Raw genomic sequence first — 20,897 nt, 5'->3', positions numbered from 1 at the left:
AATAGTCCAAAACATATCATCTGCGATACCCTTTTACGTTTCACCGTTCAACGATCAGTACTATGAACACAAGCGCACAGCTCCTCGATCGAACGGGCGAAGACCGGACCTGGTGGAAGGAAGCGGTCGTCTACCAGATCTATCCCAAGAGTTTCAACGACAGCGACGGCGACGGCGTCGGTGACCTCCAGGGGATCATCGAGCGGGTCGACCATCTAGACGCGCTGGGCGTCGACGTGGTGTGGCTCTCGCCGGTCTACGAGTCGCCACACGCCGACAACGGCTACGACATCAGCGACTACCGGTCGATCGACGACCGCTTTGGCGACATGAGCGACTGGGAGGAACTGCGCGACGAACTCCACGATCGGGACATCAAACTCGTGATGGACCTGGTCGTCAACCACACCAGCGACGAACACGACTGGTTCGAGCAGTCCCGGCGCCGCGAGGACGGCTACGAGGACTACTACCACTGGCACGACCCCGCCGACGACGGCGGCCCGCCGAACAACTGGGAGTCCTTCTTCGGCGGCGACACGTGGTCCTGGGACGACGAGCGCGAGCAGTACTACCTGCACCTCTTCGACGAGAAACAGCCCGACCTCAACTGGGAGAACCCACAGGTCCGCGAGGATGTCTACGAGATGATGCGGTGGTGGCTCGACCGTGGCGTCGACGGCTTCCGCATGGACGTGGTCAACCTCATCTCGAAGACCCAGGGTCTCCCGAACGGCGAGGAGGGTGACTGGCAGACAGGGGTCGAACACTTCATGAACGGCCCGCGGGTCCACGAGTTCCTCCAGGAGATGGACGACGAGGTGCTGTCCGACTACGACGTGATGACCGTCGGCGAGATGCCCGGCGTCGATGTCGAACAGGCCAAACAGTACACCGGCGAGGACGGCGACGGCCTCGGGATGGTGTTCACCTTCGAGCACATGAACCTCGACTACGACGGCGGCCGGTGGGACCCACACGACGGCTACGAGGCGTGGGGGCTGCGCGACCTGAAAGCGTACGTCGAGCGGTGGCAGACCGGCCTCGCCGAAGACGGCTGGAACAGCAACTATCTGGGCAACCACGACCAGCCCCGCATCGTCTCCCGCTTCGGGAACGACGGCGAGTACCGCGAGGAGTCGGCGAAACTGCTCGCGACCTTCCTGCTGACGCTCCGTGGCACCCCCTACATCTACCAGGGCGACGAGATCGGGATGACAAACGTCGACTGGGAGAGCTTAGAGGAGGTCGTCGACGTGGACACGATCAACCACGTCGAACTGCTGCTTGCGGAACACGACTTCGAGGACTACCAGGAACTGCGCGGGTTCGTCAACGCCCGGTCACGGGACAACGCGCGGACGCCGGTCCAGTGGGACGACAGCGACCACGCCGGCTTCACCGACGGCGACCCCTGGCTCAAGGTCAACGACAACCACACCGAGATCAACGTCGCCGACGACCGGGCCGCCGAGGACTCCGTCTTCGAGCACTACCAGCGGCTCATCGACCTCCGCCACGAGCGGGACGTGTTCGTCTACGGGGAGTTCGAGATGTGCCTGCCGGACCACGAACACGTCTTCGCGTTCACGCAGTCGCTGGAGGGCGAGCGCGTCCTCGTCGTGCTGAACTTCAGTGACGAGGCCCGGACGGTCGAGTTGGGCGAGACGGACGGACGACTGCTCGTCTCGAACTACGACGACCCCGCCACGGCCCTGCCGTCGCTCACGCTGGCGCCGTTCGAGGCCAGCGTCTTCGACGTGTCGGCCGATCGATAGCGTTCCAGCGGTCACGCTTTTTCCATCGTTGCCGAGAGTAGGACGGTCCTACCACGGCTGCAGGGATTGTATAACGAAGTGGCTCCGGACGAGTCGGGTTACGAACGATGGCACGATCAGCCGGACCGACAGCACGGTCAGAGGGGAACCAGACACGCTCGGCAGAGGGCGACACCGAGGGCGATACCGGGCGGCTGGCGGGTGGGGCCGGCTCACAGTCGTCGGCAGAGTCGCGTTCCTCGCCGGACCGCGAGGTAGACGAGAGTGAACGACGCTCTGTGCGGGTCACGATCACCAACCAGCCCGACGGCAGCGACTCGACCGTCGCCGTCGCCGACGACACCGATTCGACGTGCCAGATCGTCGAGTATGCGTCCCCCGTCCTGCGGGAACTGATCAACTCGCTCCCGGAAGGGGCCGTCGTCACCGTCGAGGTGGAACGGGTCGTCGCCCGGGGGAACTGCTGGCGCGTACTGGGAGTCCACGCCGTCTCCGGAGAGCACCGGACCTCCTGAAGGGACCTGAACGAACACACGGGTTGGTGCGCCACAGAGCGTTCTACGAGCCGACCGATGCCGGTCCGGACCCACGGTCGGGTGACCGCAGGACGACGGCCATCCGCTACCGAACTGACACAATCTTTTTGAGAGTTATCCGGGATAGTTGTTCACAACACCTGTTGTAACTCATCAGGCGTGACGACGCATGACAACACAGACCGAGACCGACCGGACGTGGTGGAAAGAGGCAGTCGTCTACCAGATCTATCCCCGCAGCTTTCTGGATACGACAGGCGACGGCGTGGGCGACCTCCAGGGGGTCGCCGAACGCGTCGACTACCTGGACGAACTGGGCGTCGACGTGGTGTGGCTCTGTCCCGTCTACGAGTCGCCACAGGCGGACATGGGCTACGATGTCAGCGACTACCGGGCGATCGACAGCCTGTTCGGCACGATGGCCGACTGGGAGGACCTGCGTGACACACTCCACGACCGGGACATCAGACTCGTCATGGACCAGGTCGTCAACCACACCAGCGACGAACACGACTGGTTCCAGGCCTCGCGCTCCTCGGCCGACGATTCCAAGCGGGACTGGTATCACTGGCACCCCGGCCAGGCGGTGAGCGAAGCCGAGAGTCCCACCGACGGGACAGACAGTCCTGGGCCGCCCGACCGCGTCCCGCCGAACAACTGGGAGTCGTTCATGGGTGGCTCGGCCTGGGAGTGGGACGACCGGACCGAGGCGTACTACCTCCACACGTATCACACGAAACAGCCGGACCTGAACTGGGCGAACCCCGATGTCAGGGAGGCGATCTACGAGATGTTGCGCTGGTGGCTGGAGAAGGGGATCGACGGTTTCCGGCTGGACGTGGTCAACCATCTCTCGAAGCCCGAAGGGTACCCCGACGGCAGCACCGACTACGACTGGGTCGGCACCGATCAGTTCCTCAACGGGCCACGGATCCACGAGTACTGCCGGGAACTGTCCGCGGAAGTCCTCTCGGAGTACGACGCCATGACCATCGGGGAGATGCCGGGGATCGATCCCGACCAGGCGGCGAGCTACTCCGCGGACGGCCTGGACATGACCTTCCAGTTCGAACACATGTCACTGGACTACGGCGCCGACGGCCGCTGGGACCGCAGCGAGTGGGCGCTCACGGACCTGAAGGCCGTCGTCTCGAAGTGGCAGCGGGAGCTCCAGGGCGAGGCCTGGAACGCCCTGTACCTGGGGAATCACGATCAGGCGCGGATCGTCTCCCGCTTCGGGGACGACGGCGAGTACCGCGAGGAGTCGGCGAAACTGCTCGCCACCTTCCTGTTGACGCTCCGTGGTACCCCACACGTCTACCAGGGCGACGAGATCGGGATGACCAACGCGGACTTCGCGTCCCTGGCCGAGACCCGCGACCCGGACACGATCAATCACGTCTCGGCGCTGATGGCCGAACGGGACGAACCCTACGAGGCGTTTCGCGAGCTGGTCAACGCCCGGTCGCGGGACAACGCGCGGACACCGGTCCAGTGGGACGACAGCGATCACGCCGGCTTCACCGACGGCGACCCCTGGATCGGCGTCACCGACAACTACACCGAGATCAACGTCGACAGCGCCCGCCGGGACCCGGGATCGGTCTGGGCGCACTACCGGGAGCTGCTGGAACTCAGAGCCGACACCGACGCGCTCGTCTACGGCGAGTACGAACTGTTGCTTCCCGACGACCCGAACCTATACGTCTATCGGCGGACGCTCGGCGAGAAGCGGCTCCTCGTCGTCCTGAACTGGTCGAGCGAGCGCGTCCCCTTCACGGTGCCCGACGTGGTGTCGGTCGACGACGCGTCGCTGTTGATCTCGAACTACGGGGAGACGCCACCGACCCCTGCCGACCTGACACTCAGTCCCTACGAAGCCTGTGTGTACGACCTGGGCTGATTACTCGTCCCCGTCCTCGCTGCCGACGCGGATGACCTGCAACAGGGAGTAGACCGGGACACCCTGGATGTCCTCGACCCCACGCTTGTCGGCCAGGACGACACAGGCGACCGGGTTGCCGCCCTGCTGGCGGATGGCGTTGATCGTCTCGGACATCGTCTTCCCGCTCGTGATCGTGTCGTCGACGATGTAGCAGTCCCGGTTGCGGATCTCGGCGAAGTTCCGCGAGAACGAGCCGTCCGCCGTCTCGCTGTCGTCGTCGTCCCACTGGTGTTTGGTCGGCGCGTACGTTCCCAGGTCCGTGTCGAGTTCGTGGGCGACGGTTGTCGCGAGGGGTGCGCCGGCCTTCTCGATGCCGATGGTCAGGTCGACATCCTGGCCCTGTTTGGACGCGAGGTCCGCCATGGCGGCACCGGCGTGGTAGAGCCGCGAGGAGTCCCGTCCCAGCGCGGACCAGTCGACGTGGATGTCGTGTGGGCCGCCCGAGGGCGCTTCCGACGGCTGTGCCCCCGTTCCACTGCGCTCGACCAGCCAGCTCGCTGTCTCGCGCGAGACGTTGAGTTCGTCTGCGATCTCCCCCTTCGAGAGGCCCCGCTCCGCGAGGTCGGCCGCGCTCGCGATCAGGTCGTCCGTGTTCTTCATACGCCCACCTCCGTGTGGGAGGGTTTAATAGCATGTGCTATCGGCTAACCCATCGCCACAAACTATTTACAACACCCGTTGTTAGAATTGAGTGGCTGGGTCGTGTCCCGTCGCCCGTGACCCGGGCGGCACTGCTGACCCCGACGAGTCCGGCGACGTGCCATCGTCATCCCCACATGCCAGGACTCTCCCCCCACCAACTGTCGCACACCCGGCCAGCCATCGACCGACGTATCGTGACGGATCTGCCAGGCCGTCGCGCATGGTTGTCACCAATACGGCCGATTTCGGCCGGCGGGACCTCTCCCGCACTCCGTTCGGTTCGTTCCCGAGTGCCGACCGCGGTCACTCGGTCGGGAACCGGTACACCCGCTGTTTACAGGACGGACAGACGAGCGTCTCGTCGGGTGACTCGCGGGGGTTCGTGTAGCCGCCACAGCAGCCGACCTCCGTCGACTCTGCGAGCGCGGTCCCACATGCCGGACAGTCTTCGAGGAACATCCGGAACGTCTCGGCAGCGGCGGTCCGCACCTGTTGGTCGTCGACGCTGGCCGACAGCGCGCGGTAGGCGGCGAGTTCGGCGACGACGACCGGTTTCGCGACGAGACTTCCGTTCTCTTCGCCGACGACGACCCAGTCCCGACCGTCCGTGTGGAGCCCCTCGGCGTGCTCGACGTGGGGGAACGTCTCGCCGACTTCGGCTGCGAGTGAATCCAGCGGGAGCGTCGACAGATCGTCCATGCGTTCGTGCCACTCGCTCTCGATGTCGTCGGCGAGGAACAGCATCTCCCCGTCCGCGTCCAGCACGCCCGCTTCGGCGAGTTCCCGCATCACCGTCTCACCGTCGAGGTCGACGCCGTCCGCGAGCGAGGTGTCGTCCTCGGGATCGACGGACTGTTCGTCGGCCGAGTCGTCCGTCGTGTCCTCGGACTCCGCGTACTCCGGCGTCCCGTAGTCGTCGTGGAACCACTCGTCGGGAAGCGGCGAGGCAGCGACGAGTCGCGGGGCGAACGCGGGCGTGTACGGGACGAGATATCCCCGGAGATAGATCACACCCACGCCGAGCGTTGCCACGCCGGCCGCCACCAGCCGCCGTTTCCGAACCGCCAGAAAGAGTGTTAGCACTCCGAGGAGTGCGAGGTTGACGATCGTACAGGGCCAACATCTGTTCTCACCGGTGTGTGTCTCTGCGCGTAACGAATCGGGATCGGCCATCGTCCCTCCCTTACAACACGGGCCTTATCAATCTCCCCACGCAACCATCTAGTAGTACACTCACCAAACTTTTTAACAACAGGTGTTGTTACATACTGGCATGCCGGATTCGGAGATGCAGTACACGACGCTCGGCTCGACAGGGCTGGAGGTGTCGGAACTCTGTCTGGGGACGATGAACTTCGGCAGTAGCGAGCCCTGGATGATGGCCGACGCCGAGGAGAGCCGGGCCTTGCTCCGGCGGGCGCTGGATCTGGGTATCAACTTTATCGATACGGCCAACGCGTACTCGGCCGGCGAGAGCGAGGAGATCGTCGGCTCGGTGCTCGACTCGTACCGCCGTGACGAGATGGTCGTCGCGACGAAGGTCTTTTTCGACATGCACGACGGGCCGAACGGCGGTGGCCTGTCGAAGAAACACGTCATCGATCAGTGTCACGCCAGCCTGGACCGACTCGGCGTCGACTATATCGATCTCTATCAGATCCACCGCTGGGACGAGGACACCCCCATCGAAGAGACCCTGACGGCGCTCACACATCTCGTCGACGAGGGGTACGTCCGCTACATCGGCGCCAGTACGATGGCTAACTGGCAGTTCCAGAAGGCCCTGTACACCGCGGACATCGAGGACTACGAGCGGTTCGTCTGTATGCAGCCCGAGTACAACGCCGTCGACCGACACGAGGAGGCGAACCTGTTGCCGGTCTGTGAGAGCGAGGACATCGGCGTGATCCCCTGGTCGCCACTCGGCGGCGGGTTCCTGGCCGGCAAGTACGAACGCGGCGACGAGCCGACAGCGGGGCGTGCGACCGACGACGAGTACACCGCCGACCGGTTCACAGAGGAGAACTGGGCGGTGCTCGACGCGATACGGGCGATCGCGGCGGACCACGACGTGACGCCCGCACAGGTGAGTCTCGCCTGGCTGCTCGAACAGCCGGTCGTCGACGCGCCGATCATCGGACCGCGGACGGTCGAGCATTTAGAAGAGAACGTCGCTGCGGTCGACCTGTCGCTGAGCGAGGTGGAGTGTGCCCGGATCGAGGAACCGAAACACCCACAGTGGCCCGCGAAAGGTAAAGATTGAAACCGACCCACGGTTCGAACGCCCTATGCACATGAGACACCGATGAACGACGACGAACTAACCGACGTGTTGGAGGACGCCGGACTCTCCCCGTATCAGGCAGAAGCGTACGTCGCCTTACTGGAGTTGGGGACGGCGTCCGCGACAGATGTGGCGGAATCGTGTGATGTCCCGGACCCGCGGATCTACGACGTGCTCCGGGATCTGGAATCGAAAGGGTACATAGAGACGTTCCAGCAGGACAGCCTGACAGCCCGTGCCAGAGACCCGAAAGGCGTGCTCGAAGACCTGCGGTCGCGCTCGAACAAGTATCTCGACGCGGCCGAGACGATCGAGGAACGGTGGGACCAACCGGAGATCAGCGACCACGAGGTCAGCATCGTCAAACGGTTCGAGACCGTCATCAACCGGGCGCGTGAGCTCATCGAGGGGGCGGAGAACCAGATCCAGATGGGGGTCAACACCGAACAGTTCTACGAGCTGCAACCGACGCTCAGGGAGGCGAGAGCCCGCGGCATCGACATCAAGCTCAGCATCTGCACCAAACCGGACGCGGAGATCCCGACACACGACGAACTGGAGGGCGTCTGCACCGAGGCGCGCCACCGGTCGATCCCCGCGCCGTTTCTGGTGTTGGTCGATCGGACCTGGACGTGTTTCGCCCCGCACCGACACTCGATCAGCAACTACGGCGTCCTGGTCAACGATCGCACACACACGTACGTGTTCCACTGGTTTTTCCTGACCTGTCTCTGGGAGATCTGGGACACCCTGTACACGAGTCGGACACCCGAGACGCCGACGACGTACGTCGATCTCCGCCACGCGGTCCGGGATATCGAACCGCTGCTGGACGAGGGCGCCCGGATCGAAGTCGTCGTCTCGGGCTATCGGACCCAGACCAACGAATCCGTCGAGATCACCGGCGTCATGACCGAAGTCGACTACACCGGCAAGAACATGGGTCGGGTCGAACCGGTGCCCCTGGCGCAACTGGCCGGCCGTGTCGCCGCGACCGTCGTCGCGGGCGATCGAACGTACGAAGTCGGTGGCTGGGGCGCCGTGCTCGAAGAGATCGAGGCGACGAACATCACAGTCACCGACATCCAGTACGAGTAACGGCGCGAAAAAACAGTCCCACAGTTTACGCGTTTGAAGAATCGGCTATCACAAACGAGCGTTTTGCATATCCGAGTGCTTATATAGCGATAGTTTGGAACGAGCCGAATTTATCAGAAATATTCATGTTTGACGGCCAGCTCACAGTCTATTAACAACACCCGTGGTTAATTATGGATAACCTTTAAGTGCTAACCCAGTAAGAATCACGATAGACATGTCGGACAACGGCACGACAGGTGACAGTGGAAAGCACGGTGTTTCGCGGCGGCGGTTCGTCCAGGCGGCTGGGGCAACCGGTGTCGTCGCAGGATTGGCGGGCTGTGCGAGCGATGGCGGTTCCGGTGGTTCGGGCGGCGACGGCGGCTCTGGCGGTGACGGTGGCTCCGGTGGCGACGGCGGCAGTTCCGGAAGCGGCGGCGGAAACGGCGGCGGCTCGACGACGGTCGAGATCGGGTTCGATCCGGTCATCCTCCAGAACGCCGAAGAGGAAGTCCGGCAGGCCTTCCGCGACGCCGGCGTCCCGGACAACATCGAGATCAGTTTCGTCCCGCGGGACCAGGACACTGGCGCGGCACGCGCCAACTACAACCGACTGCTGAGCGCCGGTGAGACCTCCCCGGACCTGTTCCTGATGGACAACGGCTGGACGAACATCTTCATCCAGCGTGGCCTCATCAAGAACCTGAGCGCCGACTTCTTCAGCGACGACATGCTGTCGACGGTCGAGTCGGACTACTTCAGCGCGTTCACCGCGACGGCACGCGACCCGTCCAGCGGCGACCTGTTCGGCGTCCCGATGTTCCCGGACTTCCCGACGATGCTCTACCGCAAAGACCTCGTCGAGGAGGCCGGCTACAGCCCCGAGTCGAACAACTGGGCGACCGAGCCGATGACCTGGCAGGAGTGGTCCAACATCGCGGCCGACGTGCAGGAGAACTCCGGCGTCGACTACGGCTTCACGACCCAGTGGGACATCTACGTCGGGACCGCCTGCTGTACGTTCAACGAGGTCATGTCCTCGTGGGGCGGCGCCTACTTCGGCGGCCGGGACAACCTCTTTGGCCCCGTCGGCGACCGGCCGATCACGGTCAACGAGCCCGAGACGGTCCAGTCGCTCAACATGATGCGGAAGTTCGTCCACGACGAGGAGTTCGGCGGCGAGTTCTCCGACTACGGTGGCGGCTTCACGCCACAGGAGATCCTCGGCTGGACAGAGGAGACCTCGCGTGCACCGTTCGCGTCGGGGAACGCGGTCTTCCACCGCAACTGGCCGTACGCGATCTCGATCAGCGGCGCCGACCCTGCCGAGAGCGACTCCGATCCGGAGCCGTTCGGCGAGGACCTGGGCACGATGCCGATTCCCTACGCGGTCCCCGAGTCCGAGGCCGCACAGCCCGGCACCGGTGGGACGACCTCGGCGCTCGGTGGCTGGCACCTGACCGCAAACCCCAACAGCGACAAGGAGGAAGCCCAGCTGGCGATCTACGACGCGATCATGCAGGACTCGTTCAACCTGGACATGCTGGACATCTGGGGCTGGCTGCCGCCGAAGCCCGAGCTGTTCGCCTCCGACGCGGCTCGCGAGCAGGAGCCGGTCGGCCGCTACATGGACACGCTGCGCGTCGCCGGGAACAACACGATGGCTCGCCCGGTCACGGCCGTCTGGAGCAACCAGCAGAGCAACATCGCACAGCAGGCCAACCGCGCGGTCGGGCAGGAGACGGACTCGCAGTCGGCGATGGACACGCTACAGCAGAGCCTCGCCGAGACCGAGTCGAACTAACGACCCTCGCCTAGCTTTAAACCAATACTACCTTATTATTGATTATGGTGACCCATAGGAGGGATACACGGAGATGAGCACTGATACTGCCGACGCGGGGCGTGAGTCTCGACGGTCCGGTGCGCTAGTGCAGGTGATGCGCTGGATGGAGAACCTGAGCGACACGCAGTACGCGTACCTGTTGCTGCTTCCGGTGTTCGTCCTGTTGGGGGTCGTCGCGCTGTACCCACTGCTCAGGACGTTCGAACTGTCGCTGTTCCGTCTCTCGGCGGACTTCTCTACGACGAACTTCGTCGGAGTCGGGAACTACGTCGACCTGTTCGCCGGAGGACTGAACCGCTACCTCCCGGGCGGGACGACGTTCATCCCGACCGAGTTCACGCTGGCGGGCCTGCTCAATAGCGCACTCATCGTCACGGTGATCTTCGCAGTCGTGAGCGTCCTCTTCGAGACGCTCATCGGATTGGGGCAGGCACTCATCCTCGACCAGGACTTCTACGGACGCCGATGGGTCCGTGCGGCCATCATCATCCCGTGGGCCGTCCCGGTCGTCATCCAGGGGATGATCTTCTTCCTGATGTTCAACTCGAACATCGGGTTCGTGACACCGGTCCTCGCGGATCTCGGAATCCTGGCGGGGACGAACACGCTCAACGACACCGCGAGTTCGGTGTTCATCATCATCGTCGCCGACATCTGGAAGACATCGGCGTTCATGGCCCTGCTGATACTGGCGGGGCTCCAGAGCATCGACCGCGGCCTCTACGACGTGGCGAAGGTCTCGGGCGCGACGAAGTGGCAGCAGTTCAAGTACATCACGTTCCCGCTGATCCTGCCCACGATCGGGATCGCCGTGCTGTTCCGCTCGGTGCAGGCGATGCGGGTGTACGGGATCATCGACACAGTGTCGAGTTGTACGGTCGTCCCGTCGCTGTCGTGTATGGTCGTCGCGACCTTCACGACGCGCGAGGGGGTCTCGGCCGCGATCGCCTTCGTCACTGCGGCGATCATCGGCGCAGTGGTGATGGTTATCATCCTGTGGCAAGGGGAGGACGCGATCTAACATGGCAACGGCAACTGGCGACAGCGAGGAAGCGAAAGGCGGGATCAGTGGGTGGGCCCAGCGGACGATGGCCAACCCCGAAGGCCTCTACAAGGCCCTGTTCTACGTCGCGATGGTGTTTTTCCTCGTGACGACGCTGTTCCCCTTCTACTGGCTCGCCGTCCTGGCGGTCACGCCGGAGGGTCGCCTGCTCCAGGGGAGCTTCCTGCCACAGCTTGGCGGGTTCACAGTCCCGCTCCCTACGCCGAAAGGGTTCAACCCAGAAGCGTTCATCACGGTCTTCGAGCAGGTGCCGTTCCACCTGTACATGCTGAACAGTTTCGCGCTGGCAGTCACGACGACGATCATCGTGCTGGTCGTCGCGAGCCTCGCGGGGTACGTCTTCGGTCGACTCCGGTTCCCGGGTCGTGCGCTCCTGATGCTCGGCATCCTGGCGATCAGTTACTTCCCGCCGGCAGCGTTCGTCATCCCGCTGTTCAAGGCGTTCGCGGGTAACGAACCGCTGCTGGTGCCGTTTACCCAGATTCCGCTGTTCACACCCCCGAGGTTGCTGAACACGCCGGGATCGATGATCCTGCCCTTCAGCGCGCTGTTCATGCCGCTGTCGATCTTCATCCTCACGACCTTCTACGGGCAGATCCCCGACGGGTTGGAGGACGCGGCACGCGTGGAAGGGACGACGCGGCTGGGTGCGCTGTTCCGGGTCATCATGCCGCTGTCGGCGCCCGGTGTGGCGACGGCGTCCGTGCTGACCTTCATCGCCGTGTACAACGAGTACTTCTTCAGTTCGATCATGGCCACCTCTCCGGAGGCGGCGAAGTGGTCACCGATCGTCGGCGGGATCCTCAGCTACCAGACCCAGTACACCACGCAGTATAACCTCATGGCGGCCGCAAGTATCGTCGGGGTCCTCCCCGTCGTGATCCTCGTGGTCGTCGCACAGGAACGAATCGTCAGCGGACTGACCTCGGGAGCACTCAAGGAGTAACAATGGCACGAGTACAACTCGAACACGTGACGAAACGCTACGACGACCAGGGTGAAGTGGTCACCGCGGTCGACGACATGAATCTGGACATCGACCACGGCGAGTTCATCTGCTTCGTCGGTCCCTCCGGTTGTGGGAAGTCGACGACGATGGAGACCATCGCCGGGCTGACGATTCCCAGCGAGGGGAAGGTGTTCATCGGCGACCGTGAGGTGACGAACCTCCCGCCGAAGGATCGGGGCATCGCGATGGTGTTCCAGAACATCGCACTGTTCCCCCACATGGATGTCTACGACAACATCAGCTTCGGGCTGCGACTGCGGGACTACCCGCAGGAAGAGATCGACCGCCGCGTCGAGCGCGCGGCCGACATCGTCCAGCTAGAGGGGATGCTCGGGCGGATGCCCGAGGAGATGTCCGGCGGGCAGCGCCAGCGCGTCGCGATCGCACGCGCGATCGTCCGCGAACCGGACGTGTTCCTGATGGACGAGCCACTGGCGAACCTCGACGCGAAGCTGAAAGTCCACATGCGGACGGAACTCCAGCGCCTGCACAAGGAACTGGACACCACGATCATCTACGTCACCCACGACCAGGAGGAGGCGATGACCCTCTCGGACCGTATCGCGGTCCTCAACAGCGGGAGTCTCCAGCAGATCGACCCGCCGCTGACCTGTTACAACGAACCGGATAACCTGTTCGTGGCCGGGTTCATCGGCTCGCCGTCGATGAACTTCATCTCGGCGACGGTCTCGGAGAACGCACTGGAGACGCCGAACTTCTCGCTGGAGTTCGACCCCAAGACGGTCTCTGGCGTCGGTGTCGGCGACGAACTGACACTCGGGATTCGCCCGGAAGACATCTACCCGGCCCACGAGAAAAGCGAGGTCCCGGATCCCTCGGGGACGATCCGAACACAGACGGACATCCTGGAGCCGATGGGCGACGAGATATTCGCCTACCTCCTGCTCGGTGAGGGCGAGACCTCGATGGACCAGGAGCAGACCACCGACGACCAGTTGCTCATGAGCATCGAACCGGATTCGGACATCGAGGAGGACGAAGAAGTCCAGGTCGTCATCGACCGACGGAACATCCACCTGTTCGACTCCGCGTCGGGCGAAGCGATCGTCCACAAACTCGAACCGATCGGCGCCGGTGGACCGACCGCCGGCAGCGAAGCGGAATCCGACGACTGAGAAACCATGCCTGGAACGCTTTGGTGGAGCCTGATGGTGGTCCTGTTTTTCTTCTGGGCGTACGGCATCGTGTCGTTCGGCCTGGACCTGAAGAACACGATCATCCCGGGCATCATCAAGTACAGGCGTGGCCGTCGCCGGCAGAAAGCGAAACAGCAACGCGAAGAAGAGCGAGAGGAGCGGGAACAGCAGCTGTACTGACCCGAAGCCTTTCCTCGTCTCTCGGTCCACACAAACCACATTTAGACCTATGAGTGACCCGTCTTCAGTTCGACTTGGAATCGTCGGTCTCGGAAACATCGCGCGGATTCACTGTGAGGCGCTCGACGCGAGCGGTCTCGAAGAGACGCTCGTCGCCGGCGTCGATGTCGACCCGGACGCCCGGGCGGCATTCGCCGAGACGTACGACGTGACAGTCTACGAGGACCACGAGGAGATACTCGACGAGGTCGACGCGGTTCTCGTGACGACACCGAACCGGTTCCACGAGGAGTACGTCGTCGACGCCCTCGAAGCCGGGCTGGACGTACTCGTGGAGAAACCGCTGGCTCACACCCTAGAGAGCGCGACCCGAATCGCCGAGACCGCCCACGACGCCGAAGGGTTCTGTATGGTCGGATTCCACAACCGGTTCGCCAAGCCAGTGGAGGTGCTCGACGAGTACCGCGAGCAGGGCGAACTCGGCGCGGTGACACACGTCGAAGCAGACTACATCCGCCGGCGGGGGATCCCCGCTCGTGGCTCGTGGTTCACGCGAAAATCGGTGTCGGGCGGTGGTTCGCTCATCGACATCGGCGTCCACGCGCTCGACCTGGCGCTGTATCTGGCGGGCTACCCCGAAGTCGTCGAGGTCTCCGGGGTCACGCGGGCGAACTTCGGCACCGACGACGGCTACTCCTACGTCCAGATGTGGGGCGAGGACCAGGGTGCAAGCGACTTCGATGTCGACGACTCCGTCAGCGCGCTCATCCGCTGTGCGGACGGGACGACGATCTCCCTGGAGGTCGCCTGGGCGAGCAACCGACCCAGCAGTCAGCAGTACTACGTCCGCGGCGACGAGGCCGGCGCCGGCCTCGATCTGGCTTCGGGCGAGTTGACGCTGTACGAGACCAGCGACCGTGGGGGCAACCACCATCGAACGACCGATGTCGAGACACAGGCGTCAGAGGCCCACGTCGACGAGACGGTACGGTTCGTCGAGGCCGTCGCAGCGGGGGAGGCACCCGAGCGAAACACCGTCGACGAGGCCCTGGCCGTCCAGAAAGTCATCGACGGCATCTACCGCTCCAGCGAGGCTGGCGAAGCCGTCAGGATCGAGTAGACAGCGCTGAAGAAAGACTTAATCCCCCTTGCTGTCACAATTCGGTGTATTATGAAGGCAATCGGTGTGAGACGGGACGGGGACGGCCCCGAACTGCTCGAAAAGGATCGACCGACACCCGGGCCGGGCGAGGCACTCGTCCGGACGCTGCGGGTCGGTGTCGACGGTACGGATCACGAAGTCATCGGCGGCGCCCACGGCGGCTATCCGGAAGGCGAAGACCACATGGTACTGGGTCACGAAGCGGTCGGCGTCGTCGAAGAGCCAAACGGAACGGGACTTGACGAAGGACAGGTCGTCGTCCCGACCGTGCGGCGCAAGCCCGACGGCGAGACCAACGAGTACTTCCGGCGTGGGGAACCGGATATGGCACCCGAAGGCGAGTACTTCGAGCGCGGAATCGTCGGTGAACACGGCTTCATGGCCGAATACTTCACCTCACCGGCGGACTTTCTGGTCCCGGTTCCCGAGGAACTGGCCGAATACGGCCTGTTCATCGAACCGATCTCGATTACCGAGAAGGCCAACGAACACGCCTTCGCGACGCGGGAACCGTTCGAGTGGCGCCCCGAATCGGCCTGTGTGCTCGGAAACGGGTCGCTGGGGCTGCTCACACTGTGGATGCTCCAACAGAAGTTCGATCGGACCTACTGTGTCGGGCGACGCGACCGGCCGGACCCGACAGTCGACATCATCGACGAACTCGGCTCGACCTACATCGACTCCCGGGAGACGCCCGTCGACGAGATCCCGGCGGACCACGAGTCGGTCGACTACGTCTACGAAGCGACCGGGTTCGCCCCCCACTCCGTCCAGACCGTCCAGGCGCTCGCGCCCAACGGCGTCGGTGCGCTGCTTGGCATCCCCGAACCGTGGGACTTCGAGATCGACGGCGGGGCACTCCACAACGAGATCGTCCTGCACAACAAGTGTCTCATCGGAACGGTCAACTCCCACATCAAGCACTTCGAGTACGCGGTCGAGACGCTGTCCGAGGCCCCGAAGTGGCTCCTCGACGACCTCATCACGACGGTCGCGGACCCGACGGACGTGGCACCGGCCTTCGAGAACGGCGACGACCAGATCAAAGCGGTCGTCGAGTTCGATACGCTGTAAGCGCGCGCCAGCGTACCGACAGTTCGAGCGGATTCATTTCGGGTTTTTGAACTCGATATTAGCAATTCAGCCCCGATTCCCCGACGGGTAAAAAACGATTATTTCAACAACGAATAAGAGTTGTAACCGACAGACGGCGTCGGTTTTTGGCAGTGATTTCCGTAGGTAAAAGAGGTGCTGTTGTCATACAGAAGTATTAAGTGCGGTACCTCAATATGAAATCGTGAGGTATTGGTGCAACCATGACTGACGACAACTCTGACAAGCGGATTTCGAGACGGAACGCTCTTCGCATCGCGGGTGCTGCTGGCGCCGCATCACTGGCTGGCTGTGGCGGCGACGGTGGCTCCGGTGGCGACGGCGGTTCCGGGAGCGACGGTGGCTCTGGGGACGGTGGCTCCGGAAGCGACGGCGGTTCCGGGAGCGACGGTGGCTCCGGGGACGGTGGCTCCGGCGAGGACGAGCAAACACAGACGAACGCGCTGGAAGTCGCCCACTGGTGGGGCGAGGGTGACGGTCTGGAGGCCATCCAGTCGGTAATGGACGCCTTCACTGAGGAGTACCCGTACGTCGACTTCGACGACAACCTCATCGCCGGCGGTGCCGGGCAGAACCTCCAGTCGAACATCCGGACACGGATCCAGAACGGGAACCACCCGAGTACCTGGCAGAACTGGCCCGGTGCGGCGCTGACGCCGTTTACCGACGCCAACCTGCTCAAGGACATCGAGGAGTCCGTCTGGAACCAGAACAACATGAAAGACGGGTACCTCTCGGGTCCCCAGGCCGCGGCACAGCCGGCCGGGAACTACGTGACGGTGCCGCTCAACATCCACCGGATCAACAACCTGTTCTACAACGTCAGCGTCATCGAGGACGCGGGCGTCGACCCCTCCAGCCTGAGTTCGCCGTCGGATGTCACCGACGCGCTCCAGGCCGTCTCGGAGGCCGGCTACACGGGAATGGCTCACCAGACCAACGCGCCGTGGTCGACCATTCAGCTGTTCGCGACGGTGTACCTCGGTGTCACCGACGCCGACACCTACGCCCAGACCTTCGAAGAGGGCCAGATCGAGGCCAACCGCGACTCGCTCGCACAGGCGCTCGACATCGTCCGCGACTACAGTGAGTTCTACCCGAGCGATGCCGGATCCATCTCCTGGACCGAGGGTAACTCCGAGATCATCAACGGCAACGCCGGCTTCATCCACCAGGGTGACTGGGCAGCAGGGACCTACGTCGGCACTGACGGGTTCAACTACGGCGAGGACTGGGACTACATCCCGTACCCCGGTACGTCGGGCAACTACTCGCTGAACATGGACTCGTTCCCGTACCCGATCGACAACCCGTCGCCCCAGGCGACGACGCTGTGGTGCCGCTTCGTCGGGACGACCGAGGCACAAGAGATCTTCTGCCCCGGCAAGGGTGCCATCCCGCCGCGTGGTGACGCCTCGACCGAGCCGTTCAACGACTTCTCGGCGGACCAGATCGAGGACTTCCAGAACAGCGACGCCCAGCCGCGCTCGCTGGCACACGGCCTGGCCGCACCGCCCGAAGTCGCCTCGGGCGCCAGTTCGGCCATCTCCTCGTTCATCAGCGGGGCCTCGAACGAAGAGGTCATCAACCAGATGGTCAACGCCTGGAGCCAGTAACGGCTCTACGTTCACCGGATTTTTTATCGCTCGATCGGAGAGCGGTAGCATTATACGGTGTCCAGGGAGCCTTGTAGACGACTACGCTCGGGAGAGCCCGAGACACAGCAGAACTATCAAATACGCGGTACGATAAATGGGGAGGTAACCGATGGCACGTTTGACACTCGACAAGGTAACGAAGATATTCGACGACGACGGCGAGCAGATCATCGCTGTCGACGATGTCTCGATCGACATCGGCGACGGCGAGTTTCTGGTACTGGTCGGCCCCTCGGGCTGTGGGAAATCGACGACGCTCCGGATGATCGCCGGGCTGGAAGACATCACGGACGGGGAGATCCGCCTGGGCGATCTGGTACTGAACGACATCCCGGCGACGGACCGGGACATCGCGATGGTGTTCCAGTCCTACGCGCTGTATCCACACATGAGCGTCAAGCAAAACATGGCGTTCGGACTGGAGGAGTCGACCGACATGGCCGACGACGAGATCAGTCGGCGCGTCAAGGAGACCGCCGAACTGCTGGGGATCGACGATCTCATCAACCGGGCGCCCTCGGAGCTGTCCGGCGGGCAACAACAGCGTGTCGCCCTGGGCCGGGCGATCGTCCGTGAACCCGAAGTGTTCCTGATGGACGAGCCCCTGGCGAACTTAGACGCGAAGCTCCGTGCGGAGATGCGCACCGAACTCCAGCACATCCAGGACAACCTCGACACGACCACGGTGTACGTCACCCACGACCAGGTCGAGGCGATGACGATGTCGGATCGGATCGCGATACTCGACGAGGGTGTCCTCCAGCAGTGTGGGACTCCACTGGAGTGTTACCACCAGCCGAACAACCTGTTCGTCGCGGGGTTCATCGGCGAACCCTCGATGAACTTCTTCGATGTCGAGCGCCGCGGCTCGGTCCTGGTCGCCGACGACTTCGAGTATCCGCTCTCGGATTCGACGGCGGCGGAACTGGGGGACGCTACGGACCTGCAACTGGGTATCCGGCCCGAGGATGTCGTCGTCAAATCCGCTGTCGAAGCGGACACCGACTATCACGCGGAGGTCGACGTTGTCGAGCCGAAAGGCGACGAGAACGTCGTCCACCTCGTCTTCGACGGGAACGAGCCGGAAGACGGGACGTTCAAAGCGGTCATCGACGGGATGAAAAGCGTCGACGCCGGCCAGCGAGTCGCTGTCGGGTTCCCGGAAAACGCGATCCACGTCTTCGACCGGTCCAGCGGGGAGGCACTCCGGAACCGCACCCTCGACGAGGCAGAGTCTCCCCGGATTCAGTAGCAGGGGAGAACTTCTTTGTAGCCCTCCGGCGAACGCCCGAATATGCCCGACGATAGTCTCGAAGCCGCGCTCGAACGTGTTATCACACGGTTCGATCTGGGCGAGTACGAGATGGCTGCCTACGTCTGCGTGCTCGAACACGGCGAGCTGACGGCTTCGGAGATCGCCGAACACACCGATATTCCGCAGCCACGGGTGTACGACACCGCGCGGAGTCTGAGCGATGTCGGCCTCGTCGAGCTCGAGGAGTCCCGGCCGATGAAAGTCCGGGCGATCGATCCCCGGGAGGCCTTCGGTGATATTCAGGAGTCCCTCGACACGCTCGTCGCCGATCTGGCCGATCGGTACACCGCACCGGCACGGGAGCCGGAAGCCGTCTCGCTCGTGAAGTCCCGGCCGACGATCCTGCGATATCTAGAGGACATCATCGAGGCGGCCGAGTACGAGCTCCTCCTGTCGCTGACGCCGTCGCTGCTCGGTCGCTTCGAGGACCAGCTGGCAGCCAAACGCGAGGCGGGCGTCGCGACGGAGGTCCTCATCTCGCCGGCAGACCAGGCACCGGACCCCCAGGAGTTCGACTACGCGTCGGTCGCGACGACGGCCATGGGTCGGCGTGGGGTCACGACGCCGGTCGTCGCAGTCGCCGACGGGAACTACTCGATGTACGCGACTCGGGAGAGTATCAGCGGGAACACGGACCGCTACGGAGTGGTCTTCAACCGCTCGGAGCTGGGTTTTCTCGTCTCCGGGTTCCTCAACACGGTGTTGTGGACGACCGGCGAACTCATCGCGACCGACGACAGCGACATCCCGTTCCCGCGGCGGTACGGCACGATCCGGCGGGCGATCTCGGACCTGACATCGATGAAGGGGGAGTTCTACGCCACGATCGAGGGGCGGGATGTCGAGACGGGCGACAACTGGGTCATCAGTGGGCGCGTGGCCGAAGCGTCGTTCGGCCCGAACAGGGAGATCGCGACGCTCGTGGTCGAGACGGCCGACGGGCCGGTCGACGTGGGCGGACAGGTGGCGGCCTACGAGGACATCGAAGCCTACGAGATCCGGATCGGGCGCGACGAACCACCCGCAAAGTAGCGGAGTGGCTATCGGTCGTCGAAAGATATCGTGGGGGGTGGGGAGCCCACGACGGGGGCCTGGGAGAGCCCCAGTCAGCGGCGGCGTGTGGGATGTCACGCTGTCGGAGCCCACGCCGCAACTGCGCTAACAGCAGGGACCAGGGGTGGGTCCGGACAGCAACTGTCACTGTGTCCCGATGGGTAAAAAATCCCACACTATCTCAGCGAGGAACGATCGGCCGGTCGTGAACGATTCCGAACTGAGTGGAAAGTGATATGTAGCCAGAAAGTGACCTAAGAGACACTGTGACTGCGTCCGAGCGGCGGCCGGTACGGTACGTCTGTACGTCGTCGGTCCGCGAGGACCTCGTCCGCGCGCTCGACGGGACGCCGAAGACGACAGACGAGTTACTCGATTCGCTGGAGGCCAGTGAGTCCGCGGTGTACGACGCCCTGTCGAACCTGGAGACCCGGGGCCTCGTCGAAGCCCGTCAGGAGGGATGGAGCCTGACCGGTGGCGGGCAGCTCGTCGCGGACGCGGTCGGCCGGGTGCGCGATACGGAGCGGTTGCTGGCCGACGATGACACCTACTGGAACACTCACGACACGAGAGTCCTCCCGCACGCGTACCGCTGTCGGCTCCCGGAACTCGGTGACTACGAGATCCTGCGGGCCCGCGAGTCGGACCTCAACAGGCAGGTCAGACAGGTTGCCAGCCGGATCGACGCCGTCGAGGCCTGTGACATCGTCTCGCCGGTCTACCACGAGGCCTACGGCGAAGCCATGCCCGACCACGAGGACGCACGGCTCGTCGTGAGTAGCGATCTGGCCGAGGGGCCGAGCCCCGAACAACACCCGCGGTCCTCGTGGGAGGCGACCACCGTCCGGATCGCCGACGCGCCGTTCGCACTGGGCGTCTCGACCGACTGGACCATCCTGACGTTGCCCGAGCGGGACGGGCAGTGGGCGCGGGCGACGCTCGTCTCCGAAGCCGACACCGCGATCCGATGGGGACAGGGCCTCTTCGAGCGGGTGTGGGCCGACGCGACTCCCCCGAGTTCCAGTCGTTTCGTTGACTAGATTTTCGGCGAACCTAAACACTCAAGTCGACATAGC

18 protein-coding genes are annotated in these 20,897 nt (G+C 63.8%); 16 read left to right on the top strand and 2 right to left on the bottom strand.

Annotated elements, in window-relative coordinates; translation table 11 throughout:
• The first annotated feature begins 62 nt into the window (after positions 1-62).
• From P1L40_RS17810 to P1L40_RS17800, 3 genes are all read left to right on the top strand, one after another.
• A complete protein-coding gene (locus P1L40_RS17810) occupies positions 63-1,778 on the top strand; it encodes a glycoside hydrolase family 13 protein (protein WP_284009016.1) in 1,716 nt (571 codons plus the stop codon).
• A gap of 107 nt (positions 1,779-1,885) precedes the next feature.
• Entirely contained in the window at positions 1,886-2,293 is a 408-nt protein-coding gene (locus tag P1L40_RS17805; protein ID WP_284009015.1) for a DUF7999 family protein, read from the top strand.
• A 190-nt stretch (positions 2,294-2,483) separates the two neighbouring features.
• The gene (locus P1L40_RS17800; RefSeq protein ID WP_284009013.1) at positions 2,484-4,217 is read left to right on the top strand and encodes a glycoside hydrolase family 13 protein; all 1,734 of its coding nucleotides are present in this window, start codon (positions 2,484-2,486) and stop codon (positions 4,215-4,217) included.
• On the opposite strand, the gene gfcR is transcribed toward P1L40_RS17800, so the two are convergent.
• A complete protein-coding gene (gfcR, locus tag P1L40_RS17795; protein ID WP_284009012.1) occupies positions 4,218-4,859 on the bottom strand; it encodes a transcriptional regulator GfcR in 642 nt (213 codons plus the stop codon).
• 345 nt (positions 4,860-5,204) lie between these two features.
• A complete protein-coding gene (locus P1L40_RS17790) occupies positions 5,205-6,074 on the bottom strand; it encodes a DUF8054 domain-containing protein (RefSeq protein WP_284009010.1) in 870 nt (289 codons plus the stop codon).
• A gap of 100 nt (positions 6,075-6,174) precedes the next feature.
• Here P1L40_RS17790 and P1L40_RS17785 point away from each other — a divergent pair, with 100 nt between their 5' ends.
• From P1L40_RS17785 to P1L40_RS17725, 13 genes are all read left to right on the top strand, one after another.
• On the top strand, positions 6,175-7,164 hold the full coding sequence (locus tag P1L40_RS17785; protein WP_284009008.1) for an aldo/keto reductase: 990 nt from the start codon (positions 6,175-6,177) through the stop codon (positions 7,162-7,164).
• 42 nt (positions 7,165-7,206) lie between these two features.
• Entirely contained in the window at positions 7,207-8,283 is a 1,077-nt protein-coding gene (locus P1L40_RS17780) for a TrmB family transcriptional regulator (RefSeq protein WP_284009006.1), read from the top strand.
• A gap of 217 nt (positions 8,284-8,500) precedes the next feature.
• Positions 8,501-10,069 carry an extracellular solute-binding protein gene (locus P1L40_RS17775; RefSeq protein WP_284009004.1) on the top strand — a complete coding sequence of 523 codons (1,569 nt, stop codon included), beginning with the start codon at positions 8,501-8,503 and terminating at the stop codon, positions 10,067-10,069.
• Between the two features lie 73 nt (positions 10,070-10,142).
• On the top strand, positions 10,143-11,132 hold the full coding sequence (locus P1L40_RS17770) for a carbohydrate ABC transporter permease (RefSeq protein ID WP_284009003.1): 990 nt from the start codon (positions 10,143-10,145) through the stop codon (positions 11,130-11,132).
• A gap of 1 nt (position 11,133) precedes the next feature.
• Complete coding sequence (locus P1L40_RS17765; protein ID WP_284009002.1) at positions 11,134-12,120, top strand: carbohydrate ABC transporter permease; 987 nt, start codon at positions 11,134-11,136, stop codon at positions 12,118-12,120.
• Between the two features lie 2 nt (positions 12,121-12,122).
• Positions 12,123-13,319: an ABC transporter ATP-binding protein gene (locus tag P1L40_RS17760; protein ID WP_284009001.1), complete on the top strand. Its 1,197-nt coding sequence runs from the start codon at positions 12,123-12,125 to the stop codon at positions 13,317-13,319.
• A 6-nt stretch (positions 13,320-13,325) separates the two neighbouring features.
• Positions 13,326-13,520: a DUF8005 family protein gene (locus P1L40_RS17755; RefSeq protein WP_284009000.1), complete on the top strand. Its 195-nt coding sequence runs from the start codon at positions 13,326-13,328 to the stop codon at positions 13,518-13,520.
• Positions 13,521-13,569: 49 nt separating this feature from the next.
• On the top strand, positions 13,570-14,640 hold the full coding sequence (locus P1L40_RS17750) for a Gfo/Idh/MocA family protein (protein WP_284008998.1): 1,071 nt from the start codon (positions 13,570-13,572) through the stop codon (positions 14,638-14,640).
• 51 nt (positions 14,641-14,691) lie between these two features.
• Entirely contained in the window at positions 14,692-15,756 is a 1,065-nt protein-coding gene (locus P1L40_RS17745; protein WP_284008996.1) for a glucose 1-dehydrogenase, read from the top strand.
• A gap of 242 nt (positions 15,757-15,998) precedes the next feature.
• Positions 15,999-17,411, top strand: coding sequence for an ABC transporter substrate-binding protein (locus P1L40_RS17740; RefSeq protein ID WP_284008995.1), 1,413 nt, complete (start codon positions 15,999-16,001; stop codon positions 17,409-17,411).
• Between the two features lie 151 nt (positions 17,412-17,562).
• On the top strand, positions 17,563-18,705 hold the full coding sequence (locus P1L40_RS17735) for an ABC transporter ATP-binding protein (RefSeq protein ID WP_284008994.1): 1,143 nt from the start codon (positions 17,563-17,565) through the stop codon (positions 18,703-18,705).
• A 42-nt stretch (positions 18,706-18,747) separates the two neighbouring features.
• Complete coding sequence (gene trmB, locus P1L40_RS17730; RefSeq protein WP_284008993.1) at positions 18,748-19,800, top strand: HTH-type sugar sensing transcriptional regulator TrmB; 1,053 nt, start codon at positions 18,748-18,750, stop codon at positions 19,798-19,800.
• A gap of 287 nt (positions 19,801-20,087) precedes the next feature.
• Entirely contained in the window at positions 20,088-20,861 is a 774-nt protein-coding gene (locus P1L40_RS17725) for a helix-turn-helix transcriptional regulator (protein ID WP_284008991.1), read from the top strand.
• Positions 20,862-20,897: the final 36 nt, after the last annotated feature.

Source organism: Haloarcula pelagica (genome assembly GCF_030127105.1).
GTDB lineage: Archaea > Halobacteriota > Halobacteria > Halobacteriales > Haloarculaceae > Haloarcula > Haloarcula pelagica.
This window is presented reverse-complemented; position numbering and strand designations above follow the sequence as displayed.

What these genes read in the sequence shown, in the direction of transcription:
- P1L40_RS17760 (WP_284009001.1), top strand. Translation starts at nt 12,123, where the DNA reads ATGGCACGAGTACAACTCGAACACGTGACGAAACGCTACGACGACCAG.
- P1L40_RS17785 (WP_284009008.1), top strand. Translation starts at nt 6,175, where the DNA reads ATGCCGGATTCGGAGATGCAGTACACGACGCTCGGCTCGACAGGGCTG.
- trmB (WP_284008993.1), top strand. Translation starts at nt 18,748, where the DNA reads ATGCCCGACGATAGTCTCGAAGCCGCGCTCGAACGTGTTATCACACGG.
- P1L40_RS17740 (WP_284008995.1), top strand. Translation starts at nt 15,999, where the DNA reads ATGACTGACGACAACTCTGACAAGCGGATTTCGAGACGGAACGCTCTT.
- P1L40_RS17800 (WP_284009013.1), top strand. Translation starts at nt 2,484, where the DNA reads ATGACAACACAGACCGAGACCGACCGGACGTGGTGGAAAGAGGCAGTC.
- P1L40_RS17765 (WP_284009002.1), top strand. Translation starts at nt 11,134, where the DNA reads ATGGCAACGGCAACTGGCGACAGCGAGGAAGCGAAAGGCGGGATCAGT.
- P1L40_RS17780 (WP_284009006.1), top strand. Translation starts at nt 7,207, where the DNA reads ATGAACGACGACGAACTAACCGACGTGTTGGAGGACGCCGGACTCTCC.
- P1L40_RS17805 (WP_284009015.1), top strand. Translation starts at nt 1,886, where the DNA reads ATGGCACGATCAGCCGGACCGACAGCACGGTCAGAGGGGAACCAGACA.
- P1L40_RS17745 (WP_284008996.1), top strand. Translation starts at nt 14,692, where the DNA reads ATGAAGGCAATCGGTGTGAGACGGGACGGGGACGGCCCCGAACTGCTC.
- P1L40_RS17770 (WP_284009003.1), top strand. Translation starts at nt 10,143, where the DNA reads ATGAGCACTGATACTGCCGACGCGGGGCGTGAGTCTCGACGGTCCGGT.
- P1L40_RS17750 (WP_284008998.1), top strand. Translation starts at nt 13,570, where the DNA reads ATGAGTGACCCGTCTTCAGTTCGACTTGGAATCGTCGGTCTCGGAAAC.
- P1L40_RS17755 (WP_284009000.1), top strand. Translation starts at nt 13,326, where the DNA reads ATGCCTGGAACGCTTTGGTGGAGCCTGATGGTGGTCCTGTTTTTCTTC.
- P1L40_RS17810 (WP_284009016.1), top strand. Translation starts at nt 63, where the DNA reads ATGAACACAAGCGCACAGCTCCTCGATCGAACGGGCGAAGACCGGACC.
- P1L40_RS17735 (WP_284008994.1), top strand. Translation starts at nt 17,563, where the DNA reads ATGGCACGTTTGACACTCGACAAGGTAACGAAGATATTCGACGACGAC.
- P1L40_RS17790 (WP_284009010.1), bottom strand. Translation starts at nt 6,074, where the DNA reads ATGGCCGATCCCGATTCGTTACGCGCAGAGACACACACCGGTGAGAAC.
- P1L40_RS17775 (WP_284009004.1), top strand. Translation starts at nt 8,501, where the DNA reads ATGTCGGACAACGGCACGACAGGTGACAGTGGAAAGCACGGTGTTTCG.
- gfcR (WP_284009012.1), bottom strand. Translation starts at nt 4,859, where the DNA reads ATGAAGAACACGGACGACCTGATCGCGAGCGCGGCCGACCTCGCGGAG.